This window comes from Ancylobacter polymorphus, from assembly GCF_022836935.1.
In the GTDB taxonomy this organism is placed as follows: domain Bacteria; phylum Pseudomonadota; class Alphaproteobacteria; order Rhizobiales; family Xanthobacteraceae; genus Ancylobacter; species Ancylobacter polymorphus_A.
Genome location: NZ_CP083239.1, coordinates 2,501,211 through 2,519,631, shown reverse-complemented (window position 1 = coordinate 2,519,631; position 18,421 = coordinate 2,501,211). Strand labels below are relative to the sequence as shown.

Sequence of the window (18,421 nt, the reverse complement as noted above, 5' to 3'; positions counted from 1 at the left end):
TCCTCCCTAAGGGGCCAGCGTGAGATCAGTTCGGAAAGACGTTGCCCTGATAGTCGAGCGCCACGTCATGCGAGGCGCCGCCCTTCATCGCCTTGCCGCGCCAGACGCCGTCCTTGTCCTTGGCGAGGCCGGTCACGTCGGAGAAGCCGCGCGCCTCGATGCGCTCCTTCGCCTGCGCTTCGGTGAAGCTGTTGGCGCCCTTGGCGGGCTCCGCCGGCTGGGGCGCGCTCTCGGTGGTCACGGCCGGCGTGTTGGGGTCCTGCGCCGCCGGCGGGGACTGCGCCCAGGCCGGCGCGGCGATCGCCATTGCAGCAAGAATAGGCAGAATGCGCTTCATCTGATGACCCTCCGATCACAAATTGTGAGGAGTGAACGCCATTTAGGCAGAACGGTTCCGCAGCGCGCCCGACCGAAACACGACAGAGCGGCGCGTCCCTTGACGCCGACGCAGGATGCGCTTGATTAGGAACCGGGGCGCGTGCAAGGAAACGCCATGAAAAACCGCCTGCCGCTCACGGTCGTTCTCGTCGCCCTGGCCCTTCCGGCCAGCGCGGTCGTCGCCTCGGCGCAATATTCGGGCAATCCCGGCCTGCGCAATCCGGGCGCGACGACGCCGGTGCCGAAGCAGGCCGGCAAGCCGCCGCAGACCTGGGAGCCCGCGGCGCAGCCGACCCCGGCCTCGCGTCAGCTCAATCCCAATCCAAGCTGCGTCACCCTGCCCTGCAACGCGCCGCCGGTGATCCGGAAACCGGCTTCCTGAGCCGCGCGTCTGTCACCGCCGCAGAAGACGGCGCCTAGAGCCCTGCCGTCTTGCGCAGCGCGGCGTTCATCCGCTCCTGCCAGCCGGGCCCATCCTGCTGGAAGTGCTCCAGCACATCCCGGTCGAGACGCAGCGAGACCAGTTCCTTGGCGTTGGGCAGCGACAAGGTGCCCCGCGCCGGCGCGGGCTTTTCCACCACGGGCGCCGGCTTGGCGGTCGCGCTCTTGAAGGCGGCTTCGGCGATGTCGCGGGCCGAACCGCTGCCGCGTCGTGTGGGGGTCATGGCCATGGGGAATCCTCGAATCGGCCGCAGCTTACAACTCATTCGCGCCGCGCCGCCAGCCGCGCCGGCCGACGGCGGACAGGCAAGCCTTGCGCGCTCGCGCCCCCGCCCCCACTCTTGCCGCCAGAGCAGGGGCGCGCCGCCGGCACAGCACCCCGGAGGTTCGCCATGTCCTACGGCTTTCTCGATATCGCCATCACCCCCAGCGTCCGGGCGGCGCAGGAGGAAATGGGCGTCGCCCATCTCTGGGAGGACTTTCGCGGCGACCGCGCCTCCGACCGCTTTTCCCGCAGCGAGGAAGCCTTCATTGCCCAGCGCGACAGCTTCTACATCGCCAGCGTGTCGGAAACCGGCTGGCCCTATGTGCAGCATCGCGGCGGGCCGCGCGGCTTTCTCAAAGTCATCGACGAGCGCACCCTCGCCTTCGCCGATTACAGCGGCAACCGGCAATACATCAGCACCGGCAATGTGGCAGCCAACAGCCGCACCTGCCTGTTCCTGATGGACTATCCCAGGCGTACCCGGCTGAAAATCTATGCCCAAGCCGAGGTTCTCGCGCTCGACGCCGATCCCGAGCTGACGGAAAAGCTGAGCCCGCAGGGCTACCGCGCCCGGCCTGAGCGCCTTTTCCGTTTGCGGCTCGACGCCTTCGACTGGAACTGCCCGCAGCACATCACCCCGCGCTTCACCGAGGCCGATATCACCGAGGCCGTCCGCCCGCTGCGCGACCGGCTGGCGGAGCTGGAGGCGGAGAATGCCGCGCTGCGCGCCCGCCTCGCCGGCGAGGGGCCGCAGGCCGGGGACTGAGCGGACCTGCGCCCCTGCCCCCTCACACCGAAGTGTCCTGCCGACGCGCGAGCGCCGCCGGAACACAAGCGCCGTCCGGCCATTAGCGTCTCACAGCCAAGGAGACCGATATGAGCGAACGCGCCCGGCACGCCACCTATGATCAACCCGTCGGCGGCTGGGGGTCGGCAAAGTCCCTGCTCAAACATTCCACTGAGCAGCACGCGGTTTCCGCCGTCGCGGCGCTGGTGAAGGACCACAACAAGACCGGCGGCTATATGTGCACCAGTTGCGCCTGGGCGAAGCCGGCCCAGCCGCACGCGGCCGAATTCTGCGAGAACGGCGCCAAGGCCACCTTCTGGGACGTGACCTCCCGGCGCACGACGCCGGATTTCTTCGCCCGGCACACCGTCGCGGAACTGCTCGACTGGTCGGATTACGATCTGGAGAACGAGGGCCGGCTCACCCATCCGCTGCGCTACGACGCCCGCCTCGACCGCTATGTCGAAGTGGCGTGGGAGGACGCCTTCGCCGATATCGGCGCGAAGCTGCGCACCTATCAGCCCGACGAGGCGGTGTTCTACGCCTCCGGCCGCGCCTCGCTGGAAACCTCCTATATGTACCAGCTGCTCGCCCGGCTCTACGGCACCAATAACCTGCCCGACAGTTCCAACATGTGCCACGAGACCACGTCGGTCGCCCTGCCGCCGACGCTGGGCACGCCGGTGGGCACGGTCCTTCTGGACGACTTCAAGGAGACGGACTGCATCCTCTCCTTCGGCCAGAATGTCGGCACCAATTCGCCCCGCATGCTGCACCAGCTGCAGGAGGCGCGGGAGCGTGACGTGCCCGTCGTGGTGTTCAATCCGCTGCGCGAAAAGGGCTGGGAGGAATTCGTCAATCCGCAGCGGCCCGGCCAGATGCTGACCAACGAGCCGACCACCATCGCAACGCAGTACTATCAGGTACGCGCCGGCGGCGACATCGCCGCCATGGTCGGCATGGCCAAGACGCTGCTGGCGCTGGACGACAAGGCGCAGGCGATAGGTGGCGCACGGGTGCTGGACGCGGAGTTCATCGCCGCCCACACGGACGGTTTCTCCGCCTTCGAGGCCATGGTGCGGGCGACCGAATGGGCGGAGATCGAGCACGAATCCGGCCTCGCCCAGGCGGAACTGGAGGCCGCCGCTCACACCTTCGCCAAGTCCCGGGCGGTGATCGCGATCTATGGCATGGGCCTCACCCAGCACCGGCTCGGCGTCGATACCGTGCAGATGCTGGTCAATCTTCTGCTCATGGGTGGGCATATTGGCCGGCCCGGCGCCGGCATCTGCCCGGTGCGCGGCCATTCCAATGTGCAGGGCCAGCGCACCGTCGGCATCGCCGAAAAGGCGGAATTGGTGCCGCTCGACCGCCTCGCCGCGCAGTTTGGCTTCGAGCCGCCGCGCGCGGACGGCATGAACACGGTGGAAGCCTGCGAGGCGGTCATCGCCGGCAAGGTCCGCGCCTTTATCGGTCTCGGCGGCAATTTCGTCCGCGCCATTCCCGAGCGCGAGCTGATGGAGGAAAAATGGCGCGATCTCGACCTCTGCGTGCAGATCGCCACCAAGCTGAACCGCAGCCACCTCGTCACCGCCAAGACGACCTACCTGCTGCCGACGCTGGTGCGCTCGGAGATCGACCGGCAGGCGACCGGGCCGCAAATCGTGACGATGGAGGATTCCACCACCTGCATCCACGCCTCGCGCGGCAGCTTCGAGCCGGCCGCAGACACGTTGCTCTCCGAGCCACGCATCGTCGCCGAAATCGCCAAAGCGACGCTGCCGCCCAATCCGCTTGTGCCGTGGGACCGCTGGGTCGAGGATTATGCCCGCGTGCGCGAGGCCATCGAGGAGACTTTCCCCGATGATTTCCGCGCCTTCAACGCCCGGCTCGACACGCCCGGCGGCTTTCCCCGGCCCGTGGCGGCGCGGGAGCGGCGCTGGGAGACGGAATCGGGCAAGGCGACCTTCACCCGGCCGAAGGCGCTTTCCGCCAGCTTCGACGATGGCCGCGATGCCGATGTGCTGCGCCTCATCACGCTGCGCTCCAACGACCAGTTCAACACCACGGTCTATGGCTATGCCGACCGCCTGCGCGGCATACACGGTTCGCGCATGGTGGTGATGATGAACCGCGACGACCGCCTCCGCCTCGGCCTCAGCGAGGACGGACGGGCCACACTCGTCACGGCGGTGGATGACGGCATCCACCGCGCCATGGGCGGCTTTCAGGTCATCGACTACGACCTGCCGCCCGGCACCTGCGCCGCCTATTTCCCCGAATGCAACGCGCTGATCCCGCTCTGGCACCATGCCGAGGGCAGCAAGACCCCGGCGGCCAAATCCGTGCCGATCCGGGTGCGGCCGGAGCGATCTGCCGTTAGGGAAGACGCCGAGCCTTCCGCCGGAACCCCCGCCGCTGCGGCGCGTTAGGCGAAGGCGTTTCCCGCTACCGCGCGGCGTTTTCTCGCAACCGCGCGCCGTGGCGGGAGGCTCGGCGCCAGGACAACCCACGGAGGTCGCAGCTGGACCCGATCGTTCCCTATTGCGGTCCCCCGCCTGAAAACCTGCTGACGGCGTGGAACCTCGCGCCGCTTCCGCTCGCCCTGTGCGCGGCGCCGCTTGCGCTCGCCTTCCTGCGCCGGGATGTGCCGCGCGGACCGGCGGCGCTGGCGGCGGCGGCGCTGTTTCTCGCCTTCGTCTCGCCGCTCTGCGCCCTCACCGTCGCGCTGTTTTCCGCGCGCGGGCTGCATCATCTCGTGCTCGTGCTGGTTGCCGCGCCGGCGCTGGCGCTGGCCTTCCCGCTCCGCCTGCCCTTCGCCCGCATCGGCGGCTTTCTCGGCCTGTCGCTGTTCCTCTGGCTCTGGCACCTGCCGGCGGCCTATACGCTGGCCTGGAACAGCCATGCCGCCTATTGGCTGATGCAGGCGGGCCTCCTCGGCTCGGGGTTCGCCTTCTGGTCGTCGGTGTTCCGGGTGGAGCGTCCGGCCGAACGCGTCGCCTCCGTCGGGCTGGTGCTGGCGCTGGCCGGGCAGATGGGGCTGATTGGCGCCATCCTCACCTTCTCCCCGCGCCTGCTCTATCTCCAGCATCTCGGCGCCACCGAGGCCTATGGCCTTGGCGCCCTCGCCGACCAGCAGCTGGCCGGACTCATCATGTGGGTGCCGGGCATGCTGCCCCTCGCCCTCATCGGCGCGCGGCTGCTGCGGCGCGGCTGGCGCGAGGCGAGCGCGGCATGATCGCCCTGCTGAAAGCGCTGCACATCGCCGCCCTCAGCCTGTGGTGCGCGGGGCTGGTGGCCATGCCGCTGGTGCTGCAGATCTATGGCCGGCGCGAGGAAGTGCGAACACAGGCCGGCTTTACCGAATTCCGCCTGCTGATGCACGCCGCCTATACCCGCATCGTCACCCCGGCCGCGATCATCGCCATCGCCGCAGGAACCGGGCTGATCTTCGCCGCCGACATCACCCAGCCCTGGCTGGTGGCGAAGCTGGTCGCGGTGGTGGGCATGGTGCTGGCCCATGCCTGGCTCGGCCATCTCAATGTCGAGGCGTCGGAAGGGCGCGGCTCCTATCAGATGCCGCACGCCATCGCCGCCCTCCCCGCCAGCCTCATCTGCATGAGCGCGGTGCTCTATCTCGTCCTCGCGAAGCCCGACCTGCAGCCGCTGATCGAGGCGCTGCCGGCGGCGCTCACCACCCCTCAGGGCCGCCCGCTTCCCGACGTTCTGGTGCCGATTTGATAGTCGAAGACGAGTTTTCCGCCATGCCAGCCGGTCAGGGCGGTCATTGCGGCCATGACCAGGGACAGCGCCAGCCCGACGGGCAGCACCGCGCCGTCGGGATCGCCGATGCGGATGATCCAGTTCATGCCGATGAGCGAGAGCAGCATCACCGCGAGGATGAAATGCGTCCAGCTGGCGGAGCGGTTGCGGATGCCGCGCACCATCAGGAGTTCGGCCGTGCCGGTGATCCCCGCCAGCACGCCCATGGCGAAGGCGCCGAACACCGCATAGGCCGAGACATGCGACCAGAAGCTGTTGCCGGTCCAGAGATAGAGCAGATCGCCGCCGAGCGTGCTGAAGGACAGCGCGATGGGAAAGGTCACCAGCATGGCGTGCAGGGGATGGCCGGAAATCGCGATCTTGGATTCCGTGTCCTCAAGCGCGCGCCGCTCTTCCAGCGGGTCGAACAGGTCGGGGCGGGCGTCCATCGGGCCTCCTTCGCGTGGCGGTCGGTCTCACCGGGCAAGTGCGCAGCCCTCGCGCTGGTTCCCATGACCCTCGCGGGATGCAAGGGCCCGCTCTCCACGCTCACCCCGGCGGGGCCTATTGCGCAGGACATTGCCTTTCTGTGGTGGGGGCTGCTCGCCGGGGCGACGGCGCTGGCGCTGATGGTGTTCGTGCTCGTCGCCCTCGGCTTCGGCCGTCCGCGCGCCATCACGGAAGGGCGCTGGGTGTTCGGCATGGGGGTATGGTTCTCCCTCGGCGTGCTCAGCCTCATCCTCATCGCCGCGCTCTGGGTCGGCGAGCGCATCCTGCCGCACGGGCCGGCGCTGGAAGTGCGCGCCCATGCCCGGCAATGGGCGTGGAGCTTCAGCCATCCCGGTGCCGATGGCCCGGTCACGTCCGAGGGTGTGCTGCACATCCCCGCCGGCCGGCCGGTGGATGTGCTCATCACCTCGACCGACGTGATCCATTCCTTCTGGGTGCCGCAGCTCGGCGGCAAGATGGACGCCATCCCCGGACGCGAGAACCGACTGCGCCTCGAAGCGGCGCAGCCCGGCACCTATGAGGGCCTGTGCGCCGAGTTCTGCGGGCTGGAACACGCGACCATGCGCTTCGAGGTGATCGCGCATGACCCCGCCCAATGGCCGCCCGTGTCGCCGGAGGGCCCGCGCCCATGAATACGTCCACGCAGACGCCCCACGACCCCGCCCCCATTCCGGCCAATCCGCCGCAGCGCGCGCTCGCCCTGCACCGGGAGCTGGACCGCGTCTGGCGCAACGCGCCGGGCCTATGGGGGCAGATCACCGCCGTCAGCCACACCACGCTCGGCCTGCGCTTCATGGTGACGGCCTTCATGTTCTTCGGCATTGGCGGGCTGCTCGCCATGCTGATCCGGGCGCAGCTGGCGACCCCCAACGGGGCCTTTCTCGACACCGCGCTCTACAACCAGATCTTCACGATGCATGGCAGCATCATGATGTTTCTGTTCGCCATTCCCATGCTGGAAGGGCTGGCGATGTACCTCTTGCCGAAGATGCTCGGCACGCGCGACCTCGCCTTTCCCCGGCTCTCGGCGCTGGGTTATTGGTGCTATCTGCTCGGTGGGGGCATCCTCATCGCCGCCCTCCTCGCCGGCGTCGCCCCGGGCGAGGGCTGGTTCATGTACACGCCGCTGTCCGGCAAGACCTATTCGCCCGGCATCAATGCCGATGTCTGGCTGCTGGGCGTCACCTTCGTCGAAATCTCCGCGCTGTCGGCGGCGATCGAGCTGATGGTCTCCATCCTGCGCCTGCGGGCACCGGGCATGAAGCTGACGCAGATGCCGCTTTTCGCCTGGTACATGCTGGGCACGGCGGCGATGATGCTGGCGGGCTTCCCCCCGCTCATCCTCGGCTCGGTGCTGCTGGAGATGGAGCGCGCCTTCGGCTGGCCGTTCTTCGACCCCGAACGCGGCGGCGACCCGCTCTTGTGGCAGCATCTGTTCTGGCTGTTCGGCCACCCCGAGGTCTACATCATCTTCCTGCCGGCGGCGGGCGTGCTCTCCACCGTCATTCCGGTGCTGTGCCGCACGCAGATCGTCGGCTATGGCGCCGTCGTCGCCGCCATTCTCGGCATGGTGTTCCTCAGCTTCGGCCTGTGGGTGCACCATATGTTCACGGTCGGCATCCCGCATCTGGCGCTGGCCTTCTTCTCCGCCGCCTCCATGCTGGTGGCGGTGCCCACCGCCGTGCAGATCTTCGCCTGGATCGCCACGCTGTGGCGCGGCCGGCCGGAACTGAAGCTGCCGATGCTCTATATTCTCGGTTTCTTCTTCACCTTCGTCATGGGCGGGCTCACCGGCGTCATGCTGGCGGTGGTGCCGTTCAACTGGCAGGCGCACGACACCGCTTTCGTGACCGCGCATCTGCATTACGTGCTGATCGGCGGCTTCGTCTTCCCCATGCTGGCCGGCGTCGCCTGGTGGACGCCGCTGATGAGCGGCCGCCGCCGGGTGCGCGGTCTGGGTGAAGCCGCGTTCTGGTTCATCCTCGTCGGCTTCCACGGCACCTTCTTCCTCATGCACCTCACCGGGCTGATGGGCATGGCGCGCCGCATCCCCTCCTATCCCGACAACCCGGAATGGACGGCGCTGAACCTCTCCTCGTCCTTTTTCGGCTTCGTCATGACCATCGGTTTCGCGCTGTTCGCCATGGACCTGATCCTGCAGGCGGGCTTCGGCAAGCGCAGCGTGCGCAACCCGTGGAAGGCGCCGTCGCTCGATTGGGCGATGGCGCTGCCGCCGCCCAACTATAATTTCGCCTCACTGCCGGGGCCGGCGCTGCAACAGGCCGGAGCCGACGCCGCCATGCTGGCGCTGGCGAAGGGCGAGGGCCTGCTGCCCGGCGCCCCGCGCGGCCGGCGCGAAATCCTCGTCACCTCGGTGGGCACGGCGCGGCCGGAACATGTGGCGATCCTGCCCGTCAATACCGGCCTGCCGCTGCTGCTGGCGCTCGCCATCTGCGCCTTCGTGCTGCTGATGCTGGCGGGGCTCTACACGCTGGCGCCGCTGGCGCTGATCCCGGTCGCGACGCTGATCTGGATCTGGGCGCGGCGCGCGGTGGCGCCGCTCGACGCCACGCCGATCGAGGTCGCGCCGGGGCTGGTGCTGCCGGTCCAGCCGGGCGATGGCGGGACACTGACCCGCAGCGGCCTCGCCAGCCTGCTGTTCGCCAATGGCACCTTCTTCGCCTCGCTGCTGTTCGGGCTGGCGTTTATCTCGCTGGTCTCCCCCGGCCCGGCCCGGCCGGTATGGCACGCGGACGGAACGCTGCTCCTCGCCGCCGGAATGGTCCTGGCCCTGCTGGCGGTCGCCGCGCTCGGCCTGCCCCGGGCGCTCGCCCGGATTGAAGCGGGGCGCCCCGCCGGGGCGGCGCTGCCGGCTGCCTTCGCCGCGAACCTGCTGGCGCTCGCCCTCCTCCTCGCGCTGGCGCTCTGGCAGCTGCCCGACCCCACGCGCCATGCGGCGGACGCGGTGCGGGCCGCGCTGGTGGCCTATGTCGGCCTGCACGCAGCCATCGCCACCCTGTTCACCGCCTTCGCGCTCGACCAGGCGAGGCGGGGCGAACTGGCCCCCGGCCGCGCCGGCGCGCTGCGCAATACGGGGCTCTGGCAGAGCTACACCCTCGCCGCCGCCGCGGTGACGCTGGCCGCGCTGTGGGCGCAGGAGGCGGCGTCGTGAGGCCGGCGGGCGGCATGGTCTGGCTCGGCTGGCTGATCGCCGGGCCGACGATATGGGCGGCGGCGTTCTCGCTCGCCTATGGGCTGCATGGCATGGGGTGCGAGCTCGGCTGGCCGGCGGTCGCGGTCGGGCCGGTCAGCCTGCACCGGCTCGCCATCGCCCTCCCCGCCCTTGGCGGCGCGCTCATCTGCCTCGGCCTTTTGGGGCGGGTGAAGACGGCGCTCGGACCGGAGGCGGACCTCCCCCGGCTCGGCCTGTGGATCGGGCTGGGCGCCACCCTGTTCAGCCTGGCGCCGGTGCTGGTGGCGACGAGCTGCGGGCCTGGCCCCGGCTGAGCCTCCGCCGCCCATTCAGCGGGAGGCGGCGCGCGCGCCCTCGCCTCGTGCCTTGTCGGCGCGCAGCCGCGCCCGCCAGACGCCGGCCTCGACCAGGCCGGCGATCACATCCGCCATCACCTTCGCCACCGCGTCGCTGCCGCGCGGGTTCATGGTGCGCGGCGACACCACCACCGACAGGCGCCAGGATGGCGTCGGGTCGAGAATGGGCACGGCCACCATCTCGCCGCGCCGCATCTCCTCGACAAAGGCGAAATGCGGCATGACGGCCAGCGCCCGGCCCTGCTGCACCAGCTGGGCGATGGCCGGCAGGCTGTCGCAGTCCATCGCCACCGGCGTGATGTCATGGCGGGCGGCGACCTGCTCGATGACGGTGCGCAGCACATTGGGCGCGCCCGGCAGGACGATGGGATGGTCGAACAGGGCGCGCAGCGTCACCCCGCCGCTCGCCGCCAGCGCGTGGCCCGGCGGCACGAACAGCATCAAATCCTCGACCATCAGCTCGGTCCAGGCGACGGTCTCGAAGGCCCGGCGGTCATAGAGCAGCGCGACATCGAGCCGCCCCACCTGCAGGAACTCGTCGAGATAGCCGGTCATCGCCTCCACCACGCGCAGGGTGATGTTGGGCTGGCGCTCGGCCATGGCGGTGATGAGCGGGATGGAGAGCCCACGGCAGGCCGAGGTCGGCAGGCCGACGGCGACGCGGCCGGACGGGTTGACCGATTGCGAGCGCACCACATCCTTCACCCGCTCCACCTCTTCGAGGATGCGGCGGGCATGGTCATAGAACTGCTGGCCCATCTCGGTCGGCGTCACGCCGCGCGCATGGCGCCGCAGCAGCTCGACGCCCAGCTCGTCCTCCAGGTTCTTCACCTGCTGGCTGAGGGAAGGCTGGGCGATGCGCAGCATTTCGGCGGCACGGGAAAAATTGCCGCTTTCAGTGATCTGCACGAAGTATTTCAGCTGACGAAGATCCATGGATCGCCCCGGCTCACCCGGCAACTCTGCGCGCCATCGTCCAATTGTCAAACTGACTAACAAATCATCATTTGCATGATCTATAGGCAGGAATTTTCCAATACTCGTTTTCAAACAAGACGTTACGAAAACAGGGGTTTGATCATTGCTGCCTATAAATAAAAACCATAGGCTGAACCTATATATGTGATCGGAAAATCGTCTTTGCCGATGCCGGCTGCTTGTCTCTAGCCTCTGCCTCGTCGAGCCACGCAGAGCCCCCCGCAACCCGTGGCCTCCGGAGATGCGCCAATGCCTTCCGCACGAACCCAGCGCTGCCAGCTTCTGGCGGCGACGGCGACGTTCGGCCGTGCGCCGGCACCCTCCCCAGCTTTTTAGGAGCGCCCATGTCCCGCGTCGTCGATCCCAGCCCCCACGACACCTTCATGCGCCGCGCCATCGAGATCAGCCGCGACAAGATGCGGGCGGACGGCTCGGCGCCGTTCGGCTGCGTCATCGTCAAGGACGGGGTGATCGTGGGCGAGGGCGTGAACAACGTCATCAACAACCACGACGCCACCTCGCATGGCGAGGTCGAGGCGATCCGCGATGCCGGGCGGAACCTCAAGACCTGGGACCTCTCGGGCTGCGACCTCTACACCACCTGCGAGCCCTGCGAGATGTGCGTCGCCTCCATGTTCTGGGCGAAGATCCGCCGGCTCTACTACGCCAACACGCTGAAGGACTGCGCCGATATCGGCTTCAAGCTGGAGCCGCTGACGAAAATGGTCCGCAGCGATCTGCATGAGCGCACCCTCCCCGCCGAACGCCTGCTCCCCGGCGAGGCCCGCGAGGTGCTCGACGAATGGGCGGCCTCGCCCGGCTTCAGCCCGTTCCAGTGAGTGCCGGCCCAATCCCGAACGCCCTTCCCGATGGAGACGACGACATGAACGAGTTCGACGGTCCGATCACCGATTTCCGCGCGCTGCTGCACCCGATGAACCGGCGCCGCCTGCTGCAGGGCGCCGGTGCGCTCGCCGGCGCCGCCGCGCTTGGCGTCACCGCCACCGCGCCGGAACCCGCCTATGCGCAGGACAAGGTGCTGAACCTGCTGTCCTGGCCCGGCCATGCCGATCCGGCGGTCGTGAAGCCCTTCGAGGACAAATACGGCGTCAAGGTCGTCGCCAAGGAATATGTCGGCGGTGAGCCGATGCTGGCGCTGATGAACCAGTCGCCCCCCGGCTCCTTCGACGTGGTGCTTGCCGATGCCGAGTACATCCACATGCTGAAAGAGGGCGGCTTCATCGACAAGATGAACCCGGCCGACTACCCGCTCGCCGATTACTGGCCGGAGTTCCAGAAGTTCGAGCCGCACTGGGTCGGCGACGATCTCTATTCGGTGCTGATCCGCTTCGGCTATCTCGGCATCGCCTACCGCACCGACGTGCTCTCGGAAGCCGACGTGAAGTCCTACAAGGTGCTGTGGGACCCGAAGATCAAGGGCAAGCTCGGCTTCTTCGACTGGTACCTGCCGACCATGGGCTGCCTCAGCCTCTATGACGGCAACAAGCCACCCTTCGACATTTCCGACGCCGCCTTCGGCAAGCTGAAGGAGACGCTGTTCTCGCTGAAGCCGCAGACCGCCGGCTTCTATTCCATGGCCGACCAGTTCTCCATGCTGACCAACGGCACCGCCGCCGCCATTCCCGGCGTCGGCGACTGGGTGGTGCTGCTCCTGCAGAAGAACGGCGTGCCGGTCTCCGCCACCGTGCCGGACGAGGGCGGCATCCAGTGGACGGAATCGATGTCCATCGTTTCCTCCTCCACCAAGAAGGACCTCGCCAAGGCCTTCATCCAGTACATGTCTTCGCCCGAAGGCCAGGTGCGCTCCTCGATCATGCCGGCCTACTGGGCCTCGATCCCCAACAAGAAGGGCTGGGAACTGCTCAACAAGCAGCACCTCGCCGAGGCCAAGGCGCTGCGCCACACCTTCGACGCCCGCAACGTCATGGACGAGTACAAGGACGGCAAGATCTTCATCCGCAAGACGCCGGTGCAGCAGAGCATCGAGCAGTGGAACGACGTCTGGTCGGAATTCAAGGCCATGTAGTCCGCGCCCCGGCGGGTGGCCGCGCGCCGCCCGCCGGCCCTGCTTTGCCCGGCACGAGCCCCGAAGGCTTCATGAGCGAAACCGTACCTGCCTCCTCGACGCCCCCGCCTGCGACGGTCCCGTCGCGCCGTGCCACCGGCGCACGCTTCGCCCTGTTCTGGGGCGCGCCGCCGGCGCTGTGGCAGGCCGCGTTCTTCCTCGTGCCGCTCGGCTTCCTCGTCGCCATGACCTTCTGGTCGGTGAAGAGCTTCCGCCTGACGCCGGATTCGACGCTGGCGAACTGGGTGTTCATCCTCAACGCCAGCTTCTTCCGCAACGCCTATGTCTACACCTTCTGGCTCTCGGTGCTCACCGCGCTGATCGCCAGCGTGGCGGCGTTTCCCGCGGCCTATACGCTCGCCTACAAGGTGAGCCCGGCGACGCGGCGCTTCATGATCTTCATGCTGGTGGTGCCGTTCTTCACCAGCTACCCCGTGCGCATCTATTCCACCCAGATCTTCTTCAGCCCGCAGGGCATCATCAACACCGTGCTCGTGCCGCTTGGGATCGGGCCGCTGCAGGTGCTGAACACGCCGACCGGCACGGTGGTGGGCTATCTCGTGCTCACTCTGCCGCTCGTGGTGCTGCTGCAGACCTTCGCCCTCGCCAATGTGCCGCGCACCCTCATCGAAGCCGCGCATAATCTCGGCTGCGGCCGCTTGCGCACCATCGCGACAGTGATCATCCCCTCGGCCCGCATCGGCCTCATCGTCGCCGGCACCTTCGCCTTCGTGCTGGCCTTCGGCGACTATGTCGCGCCGACCTATCTCGGCGGATCCAAGCCGCCCACGCTCAGCATCCTCATCGCCGATCAGGTGAAATCCGGCAACAACTGGCCGCGCGCCTCCGTGGTCGCGGTGATGATGATCGTGACGCTGATGGTGGTGATGCTGGTGATGATCGGCCTTGCCTATGGCCGGCGGAAAGGCAGGGCATGAGCATGGCCGCGCTCCGCCGCCTCCTGCTGGTCGTCTACACGGCGCTGGTGTTCGCCTTCATCTTCGCGCCCATCGTCTCGACCATCGTGTTCTCGTTCAACGCCGACCGCTTCCCCAGCCTGCCCTGGGGCGGGTTCAGCCTGCAATGGTACGAGGCGATCTTCGCCGACGCGACCATCCAGCGCGGGCTGATGAACAGCCTCGTTGTCGCCGGCGTCACCTGCGTCATCGCCACCTTTCTCGGCTTCTCCGCCGCCTATGTCGATTACCGCTACCGCTTCCTCGGCAAGTCGGTCTATCTCGCCCTCGCCGCCCTGCCGCCGACCGTGCCGGTGGTCATTCTCGGCGTGGCGCTGCTCACCTTCGAGGGGCGGGTCGGACTGTCGGGCACGCTGACCGGCATCATCGTCGGCCATGTCGTGCTCAGCACACCCTTCGCCATGGCGCTGGTGCGGATGCGCCTTGCCGATCTCGACCCCGATATCGAGCGCGCCGCCTGGAATCTCGGCGCCTCGCCCTGGGCGACCATGTTCGGCGTCATCGTGCCGTTCTGCCTGCCGGCGATCCTCGCGGCGGTGTTCCTCACGGCGGCCGTCTCCTTCGACGAGTTCATGATCGCCTGGTTCGTCTCCGGGGTGAACGAGACGCTGCCGGTGCGCGTGCTCGCCATGCTGCAGGGGCAGGTCAGCCCGCGCATCAACGCCATCGGCGCCATCGTCTTCGGCGTCAGCATCACCCTCATCGTGCTCGCCCAATTGCTGCTCGGCCGCCTCTCCGGCCGCGCGGCCCGCCGGAAAGGATGACGCGCATGGCCGCCCCCATGATCGAACTCGACCGCGTCGCCAAGCATTATGGCGGCCAGGCCGCCGTCGCCGATGTGTCCTTCACCATCGACAAGGGCGAGTTCATCGCGCTGATGGGCCCTTCCGGCTGCGGCAAGACCACCACGCTGCGGATGATCGCCGGGCTGGACCAGCCGACCTCAGGCGAAATCCGCCTGTGGGGAAGGCGGCTCAACGAGGATGCTCCCTGGGAGCGCGACGCGCCGCTGGTGTGGCAGAGCTATGCGCTGTTCCCCTTCCTCTCCGTTCGCAAGAACGTCGAATTCGGCCTCAAGCAGCGCCGCCTGCCGGCGCCCGAGCGCCGCAAGAAGGCGGAGGAGTGGATGGAGCGGCTCGGCATCGCCGGCTTTGCCGAACGCGGCATCGACCAGCTTTCCGGCGGCCAGCGCCAGCGCGTGGCGCTGGCCCGCGCCCTCGCCCTCGAACCCGAAATGCTGCTGCTCGACGAGCCGCTCTCCGCCCTCGACCCGCATCTGCGGGTGCGGATGCAGTCCGAACTCGTGCGGCTGCACCGCGAACTCGGCATCACCTTCATCTGCGTCACCCACAGCCATTCCGAGGCCTTCGCCATGGCCGACCGGGTGGTGATCATGAATGAGGGGCGCATCCAGCAGATCGGCGCGCCGCGCGAGATCCACCGCCGCGCCGCCAACCGTTTCGTCGCCGAATTCGTCGGCGGCAACAACCTGTTCACCGGCACGGCGCGGGTGGAGGCGAACGGCGCCATCGCGCTGGAAAGCCCGGTGGGCACCGTCCACGCCCCCGCCAGTGAGGGCGGCCCCGCCTCCGGCACGACCGCGACGCTGGTGGTGCCGGCCGACCGCATCGAGCTGGCGAGCGCGGGCACCGGCACGGGCAATGAGGTGGCGGCGCGCGTCGTCACGGTGGAATTCGTCGGCTCCACCGTCACCGTCTTCCTGGAAACCGAGGGCGGCGGTGAATTGCGCGCCCAGCGCTCGCTGCACGAAATCGAGAATACCCCGCTCGCCGTCGGCCAGCCGGTCGTCGCCCGCTGGTCCCCCAGCCAGGGCTTCTTCCTGCCGGGCTGACGCCCCCCTTTCCGCGCGAACCTCTGGAGCTTCGCCAATGTCCATCGTCATCCGCGGCGCCACCGTGCTCGCCATGGGCGGCCCGAACGGCAGCACCCCTTTCCTCGGCGATGTCCATGTCGAGGGCGACCGCATCACGGCCATCGGCGCGGATCTTCCGGTGCCGGAGGGCGCCACGGTCATTGATGGCAGCGGCAAGCTGGTAATGCCGGGCCTCGTCAACGCGCATCTGCATTCCGGCGAAGCGCTGTTCAAGAGCCGCTACGATAACCTGCCGCTCGAACTGTGGATGCTCTACGCCTACCCCATCCTCGGCGCCAAGGCGCTGAGCGAGCGCATGATTTATCTCCGCAGCATGGTGGTGGCCATCGAGTCGCTGAAAACCGGCGTAACCTGCCTGACCGACGACATTTTCGAGGCCCCGCGCCAGTCGCTGGCGCAGCTCGGCGCGGCGGTATCGGCCTATGACGATGCCGGCATCCGCGCCACCGTCTCCGGCCATGTGATGGACCGCGACTTTCTCGATTCCATCCCGTTCTCGCGCGAGCATGTCTCGGCCGAGCTTCAGGCGGAAGTCGCCAAGCTCACCCCGCCGACAACGGATGAATATCTCGCCTTCGCCAAGGAGGCCTATGCGCAGTTCCATGGCCGCTCGGGGCGCATCCGCTTCATGCTGGCCCCCTCCGCGCCGCAGCGCTGCACGCCGGAGCTGATGCAGGCGGTGAACGCGCTGGCGCTGGAATGGCAGGTGCCGTTTCACACCCATATCGTCGAGACCAAGGTGCAGGGCGTCACCGGCCCGGCGATGTATGGCAAGTCGCTGATGCGCTACATGGCCGATCTCGGCCTGATGCACCCTGGCACCACCATCGCCCATTCCATCTGGGTGACGCCTGACGACATCGCGCTGATGGGCGAGGCCGGCGTCTCGGTGGTGCACAACACCATCTCCAACCAGAAGCTCGGCGCCGGCGTCGCCCCAGTGCGGCAGCTGCTCAGCGCCGGGGTCAATGTCGCGCTCGGCTCGGACGGTATTTCCACCAACGACACGCCGCGCATGTTTGACGTGATGCATGCCTGCGGCCTGATCCACAAGGTGACGACGCCGGACTACACCCAGTGGCTCAGTTCCGCCGAAGTGCTGCACGCCTGCACGCTGGCGGGGGCGAAAAGCGCGCTGATCGGCCATGAGACCGGCTCGCTGGAAGCGGGCAAGAAGGCCGATTTGCTGGTGATCAATCTCGACACGGTGTGCTTCACCCCGCGCCACGACATCCTCAACCACCTCGTCTACAGCGAGAACGGCTCGTCCATCGAGAAGGTGATGGTGAATGGCGAGATCGTGGTCGAGAACGGCCGGCTGACCAAGATCGACGAGAAGGCGCTGCTGGCCGAGCTGCGGTCGCTGATGCCGGCTTTCAATGAGTACCATTCCGGCGTCGAGGCGGCGAACCGCGCCTTCGCCCCGGCTTTCGATGCCATCCACCGCCGCTGCAATCAGGTCGACCTCGGCATTCACCGCCTGGTCGGCACCAGCGACATGTGGCCCGCCTGACCCCCGACGGAGCCCCCGCCATGAGCACCCCCACCGTCCGCATCGCCGACATGACCTGGTACGAATTCGCCGACCGGATGAAGGAAGACCCCATCGTCTTCCTGCCCACCGGGTCGGTGGAGCAGCACGGCCCGCATCTGCCGCTGCTGACCGATGTGATCCTGCCCGTCAGCGTCGCGGAGGCGGTGGCGGCCGAGGTCGGCGGCATGGTCGCTCCGCCCGTGAGCTATGGCTACAAGTCGCAGCCGAAATCCGGCGGCGGCAACCATTTCCCCGGCACGCTGAGCTTGGATGCCAGCGTGTTCATCGCCCTCGTGCGCAACATCGTCAACGAACTCGTCCGCCACGGCGCACGCAAGATCGTGCTGTTCGACGGGCATATGGAGAATGCGTGGTTCCTGGTCGAAGCCGCCGACCTCGCGCTGCGCGACCAGGCCATGCTGGGCCGCAGCGATGTGAAAATCGTCAAGCTCGGCTATTGGGACTTCATCAACAAGGCGACCGAGGCCGTGCTGTTTCCCGATGGCTTTCCCAGCTGGGAGCTCGAACACGCCGCCGTCATGGAAACTTCGATCATGCTGCATGTGCGGCCCGATCTGGTGCGCGACGACAAGATTCCCGACGATCCCGCCGCCGTGTTCCCGCCTTACGACGTGTACCCGTTCGACACCCGCCCGATCCCGCCCACCGGCGTTCTGTCCTCCGCCAAATCATCCTCGGCGGAAAAGGGCGCGACCGTGCTGGCGCAGGTGGTGCCGGACATCGCGGCGAGCCTGCGCACGGTGTTCGGGCCGGAATGAGCGGCGGGCGGCTCAGCCATCCCCGCGCTCCCGCTTCACGCTCTTGGTCACGACATAGCTGAAATAGCGCGCGATCCCGACCTCCTGCTCCAGCAGGCGGTCGATCAGGCGCTGATAGCTGTCAATGTCGGGCACGACCACGCGCAGCACATAGTCGATGCCGCCGCCGGTGGCATCGCAGGCGATGATGGCGGGCTCGCGCGCCACCGCCTCCTCGAAGCGGCGGAAATCCGCCTGCTGGTGGCCGGCAAGACTGATCTCGACGATGACCGTGGTGCGCGGCTCATCCGCCCCGAGATCGATGATCGCGGTATAGCCCTTGATGATGCCGGTGGTCTCCAGCCGGCGCAGCCGCTCCCAGCAGGCGGCCGGGGAGAGATGCACCTCCTCCGCCAACTTCAGCTTGGTGATGCGCCCGTCGCGGCGCAGCGCCGCGAGAATGCGGTGGTCGATGGCATCGAGCTTCATCTTTTGCGACCGG

20 protein-coding genes are annotated in these 18,421 nt (G+C 67.9%); 15 read left to right on the top strand and 5 right to left on the bottom strand.

Annotated elements, in window-relative coordinates; genetic code table 11:
• Positions 1 to 25 precede the first annotated feature (25 nt).
• Complete coding sequence (locus tag K9D25_RS11880; RefSeq protein WP_244375368.1) at positions 26 to 337, bottom strand: PepSY domain-containing protein; 312 nt, start codon at positions 335 to 337, stop codon at positions 26 to 28.
• Between the two features lie 156 nt (positions 338 to 493).
• On the opposite strand from K9D25_RS11880, the gene K9D25_RS11875 reads away from it, so the two are divergent.
• Positions 494 to 760, top strand: coding sequence for a hypothetical protein (locus tag K9D25_RS11875; protein WP_244375366.1), 267 nt, complete (start codon positions 494 to 496; stop codon positions 758 to 760).
• 34 nt (positions 761 to 794) lie between these two features.
• Here K9D25_RS11875 and K9D25_RS11870 read toward each other — a convergent pair whose 3' ends face one another.
• On the bottom strand, positions 795 to 1,049 hold the full coding sequence (locus K9D25_RS11870) for a BrnA antitoxin family protein (RefSeq protein WP_244375364.1): 255 nt from the start codon (positions 1,047 to 1,049) through the stop codon (positions 795 to 797).
• 162 nt (positions 1,050 to 1,211) lie between these two features.
• On the opposite strand from K9D25_RS11870, the gene K9D25_RS11865 reads away from it, so the two are divergent.
• The 4 genes from K9D25_RS11865 to K9D25_RS11850 all read left to right on the top strand — a co-directional run bounded on the left by K9D25_RS11865 (position 1,212) and on the right by K9D25_RS11850 (position 5,612).
• On the top strand, positions 1,212 to 1,850 hold the full coding sequence (locus K9D25_RS11865; RefSeq protein ID WP_244375362.1) for a pyridoxamine 5'-phosphate oxidase family protein: 639 nt from the start codon (positions 1,212 to 1,214) through the stop codon (positions 1,848 to 1,850).
• A gap of 110 nt (positions 1,851 to 1,960) precedes the next feature.
• The gene (locus tag K9D25_RS11860; protein WP_244375360.1) at positions 1,961 to 4,303 is read left to right on the top strand and encodes an FdhF/YdeP family oxidoreductase; all 2,343 of its coding nucleotides are present in this window, start codon (positions 1,961 to 1,963) and stop codon (positions 4,301 to 4,303) included.
• 215 nt (positions 4,304 to 4,518) lie between these two features.
• Positions 4,519 to 5,109 carry a cytochrome c oxidase assembly protein gene (locus K9D25_RS11855; RefSeq protein WP_244375358.1) on the top strand — a complete coding sequence of 197 codons (591 nt, stop codon included), beginning with the start codon at positions 4,519 to 4,521 and terminating at the stop codon, positions 5,107 to 5,109.
• Positions 5,106 to 5,612: a CopD family protein gene (locus K9D25_RS11850; RefSeq protein ID WP_244375356.1), complete on the top strand. Its 507-nt coding sequence runs from the start codon at positions 5,106 to 5,108 to the stop codon at positions 5,610 to 5,612. Before K9D25_RS11855 ends, K9D25_RS11850 begins: the two co-directional genes overlap by 4 nt.
• On the opposite strand, the gene K9D25_RS11845 is transcribed toward K9D25_RS11850, so the two are convergent.
• Entirely contained in the window at positions 5,573 to 6,082 is a 510-nt protein-coding gene (locus tag K9D25_RS11845; protein ID WP_244375354.1) for a DUF2231 domain-containing protein, read from the bottom strand. The two genes, K9D25_RS11850 and K9D25_RS11845, sit on opposite strands and share 40 nt — an antisense overlap.
• Positions 6,083 to 6,145: 63 nt before the next feature.
• Here K9D25_RS11845 and coxB point away from each other — a divergent pair, with 63 nt between their 5' ends.
• Genes coxB through K9D25_RS11830 form a run of 3 tightly spaced genes read left to right on the top strand, consistent with a single transcriptional unit; the run spans position 6,146 to position 9,650 of the window.
• The gene (gene coxB / locus K9D25_RS11840; protein ID WP_244375352.1) at positions 6,146 to 6,775 is read left to right on the top strand and encodes a cytochrome c oxidase subunit II; all 630 of its coding nucleotides are present in this window, start codon (positions 6,146 to 6,148) and stop codon (positions 6,773 to 6,775) included.
• A complete protein-coding gene (ctaD, locus tag K9D25_RS11835) occupies positions 6,772 to 9,315 on the top strand; it encodes a cytochrome c oxidase subunit I (RefSeq protein ID WP_244375350.1) in 2,544 nt (847 codons plus the stop codon). Before coxB ends, ctaD begins: the two co-directional genes overlap by 4 nt.
• Positions 9,312 to 9,650 (top strand): hypothetical protein, encoded by a 339-nt coding sequence (locus K9D25_RS11830; protein ID WP_244375348.1) that lies wholly within the window; start codon positions 9,312 to 9,314, stop codon positions 9,648 to 9,650. The genes ctaD and K9D25_RS11830 overlap by 4 nt, the downstream gene beginning before the upstream one ends.
• A 15-nt stretch (positions 9,651 to 9,665) precedes the next feature.
• Here the strand turns inward: K9D25_RS11830 and K9D25_RS11825 are convergent, their stop codons facing one another.
• Complete coding sequence (locus K9D25_RS11825; protein ID WP_244375346.1) at positions 9,666 to 10,628, bottom strand: LysR family transcriptional regulator; 963 nt, start codon at positions 10,626 to 10,628, stop codon at positions 9,666 to 9,668.
• 386 nt (positions 10,629 to 11,014) lie between these two features.
• Here K9D25_RS11825 and K9D25_RS11820 point away from each other — a divergent pair, with 386 nt between their 5' ends.
• The 7 genes from K9D25_RS11820 (at position 11,015) to K9D25_RS11790 (ending at position 17,940) form a co-directional block, all read left to right on the top strand.
• A complete protein-coding gene (locus K9D25_RS11820; RefSeq protein WP_244375344.1) occupies positions 11,015 to 11,509 on the top strand; it encodes a nucleoside deaminase in 495 nt (164 codons plus the stop codon).
• Between the two features lie 44 nt (positions 11,510 to 11,553).
• A complete protein-coding gene (locus K9D25_RS11815) occupies positions 11,554 to 12,717 on the top strand; it encodes an ABC transporter substrate-binding protein (RefSeq protein WP_244375342.1) in 1,164 nt (387 codons plus the stop codon).
• 71 nt (positions 12,718 to 12,788) lie between these two features.
• Complete coding sequence (locus K9D25_RS11810) at positions 12,789 to 13,694, top strand: ABC transporter permease (RefSeq protein ID WP_244375340.1); 906 nt, start codon at positions 12,789 to 12,791, stop codon at positions 13,692 to 13,694.
• Positions 13,691 to 14,497, top strand: a complete 807-nt coding sequence (locus K9D25_RS11805) for an ABC transporter permease (RefSeq protein ID WP_244375338.1) — start codon at positions 13,691 to 13,693, stop codon at positions 14,495 to 14,497. The genes K9D25_RS11810 and K9D25_RS11805 overlap by 4 nt, the downstream gene beginning before the upstream one ends.
• Before the next feature lie 5 nt (positions 14,498 to 14,502).
• Complete coding sequence (locus K9D25_RS11800) at positions 14,503 to 15,585, top strand: ABC transporter ATP-binding protein (protein WP_244375336.1); 1,083 nt, start codon at positions 14,503 to 14,505, stop codon at positions 15,583 to 15,585.
• Positions 15,586 to 15,622: 37 nt separating this feature from the next.
• Positions 15,623 to 17,140 (top strand): amidohydrolase family protein, encoded by a 1,518-nt coding sequence (locus tag K9D25_RS11795; RefSeq protein ID WP_244375334.1) that lies wholly within the window; start codon positions 15,623 to 15,625, stop codon positions 17,138 to 17,140.
• A 20-nt stretch (positions 17,141 to 17,160) separates the two neighbouring features.
• Positions 17,161 to 17,940 (top strand): creatininase, encoded by a 780-nt coding sequence (locus K9D25_RS11790; protein WP_244375332.1) that lies wholly within the window; start codon positions 17,161 to 17,163, stop codon positions 17,938 to 17,940.
• A 12-nt stretch (positions 17,941 to 17,952) separates the two neighbouring features.
• Here the strand turns inward: K9D25_RS11790 and K9D25_RS11785 are convergent, their stop codons facing one another.
• Entirely contained in the window at positions 17,953 to 18,408 is a 456-nt protein-coding gene (locus tag K9D25_RS11785) for an Lrp/AsnC family transcriptional regulator (RefSeq protein WP_244375330.1), read from the bottom strand.
• Positions 18,409 to 18,421 lie beyond the last annotated feature (13 nt).

Excerpts from the sequence above, each read along its gene's own strand:
- K9D25_RS11880 (WP_244375368.1), bottom strand. The coding sequence starts at position 337 with ATGAAGCGCATTCTGCCTATTCTTGCTGCAATGGCGATCGCCGCGCCG.
- K9D25_RS11875 (WP_244375366.1), top strand. The coding sequence starts at position 494 with ATGAAAAACCGCCTGCCGCTCACGGTCGTTCTCGTCGCCCTGGCCCTT.
- K9D25_RS11870 (WP_244375364.1), bottom strand. The coding sequence starts at position 1,049 with ATGGCCATGACCCCCACACGACGCGGCAGCGGTTCGGCCCGCGACATC.
- K9D25_RS11865 (WP_244375362.1), top strand. The coding sequence starts at position 1,212 with ATGTCCTACGGCTTTCTCGATATCGCCATCACCCCCAGCGTCCGGGCG.
- K9D25_RS11860 (WP_244375360.1), top strand. The coding sequence starts at position 1,961 with ATGAGCGAACGCGCCCGGCACGCCACCTATGATCAACCCGTCGGCGGC.
- K9D25_RS11850 (WP_244375356.1), top strand. The coding sequence starts at position 5,106 with ATGATCGCCCTGCTGAAAGCGCTGCACATCGCCGCCCTCAGCCTGTGG.
- K9D25_RS11845 (WP_244375354.1), bottom strand. The coding sequence starts at position 6,082 with ATGGACGCCCGCCCCGACCTGTTCGACCCGCTGGAAGAGCGGCGCGCG.
- coxB (WP_244375352.1), top strand. The coding sequence starts at position 6,146 with ATGACCCTCGCGGGATGCAAGGGCCCGCTCTCCACGCTCACCCCGGCG.
- ctaD (WP_244375350.1), top strand. The coding sequence starts at position 6,772 with ATGAATACGTCCACGCAGACGCCCCACGACCCCGCCCCCATTCCGGCC.
- K9D25_RS11825 (WP_244375346.1), bottom strand. The coding sequence starts at position 10,628 with ATGGATCTTCGTCAGCTGAAATACTTCGTGCAGATCACTGAAAGCGGC.
- K9D25_RS11820 (WP_244375344.1), top strand. The coding sequence starts at position 11,015 with ATGTCCCGCGTCGTCGATCCCAGCCCCCACGACACCTTCATGCGCCGC.
- K9D25_RS11815 (WP_244375342.1), top strand. The coding sequence starts at position 11,554 with ATGAACGAGTTCGACGGTCCGATCACCGATTTCCGCGCGCTGCTGCAC.
- K9D25_RS11810 (WP_244375340.1), top strand. The coding sequence starts at position 12,789 with ATGAGCGAAACCGTACCTGCCTCCTCGACGCCCCCGCCTGCGACGGTC.
- K9D25_RS11805 (WP_244375338.1), top strand. The coding sequence starts at position 13,691 with ATGAGCATGGCCGCGCTCCGCCGCCTCCTGCTGGTCGTCTACACGGCG.
- K9D25_RS11800 (WP_244375336.1), top strand. The coding sequence starts at position 14,503 with ATGGCCGCCCCCATGATCGAACTCGACCGCGTCGCCAAGCATTATGGC.
- K9D25_RS11795 (WP_244375334.1), top strand. The coding sequence starts at position 15,623 with ATGTCCATCGTCATCCGCGGCGCCACCGTGCTCGCCATGGGCGGCCCG.
- K9D25_RS11790 (WP_244375332.1), top strand. The coding sequence starts at position 17,161 with ATGAGCACCCCCACCGTCCGCATCGCCGACATGACCTGGTACGAATTC.
- K9D25_RS11785 (WP_244375330.1), bottom strand. The coding sequence starts at position 18,408 with ATGAAGCTCGATGCCATCGACCACCGCATTCTCGCGGCGCTGCGCCGC.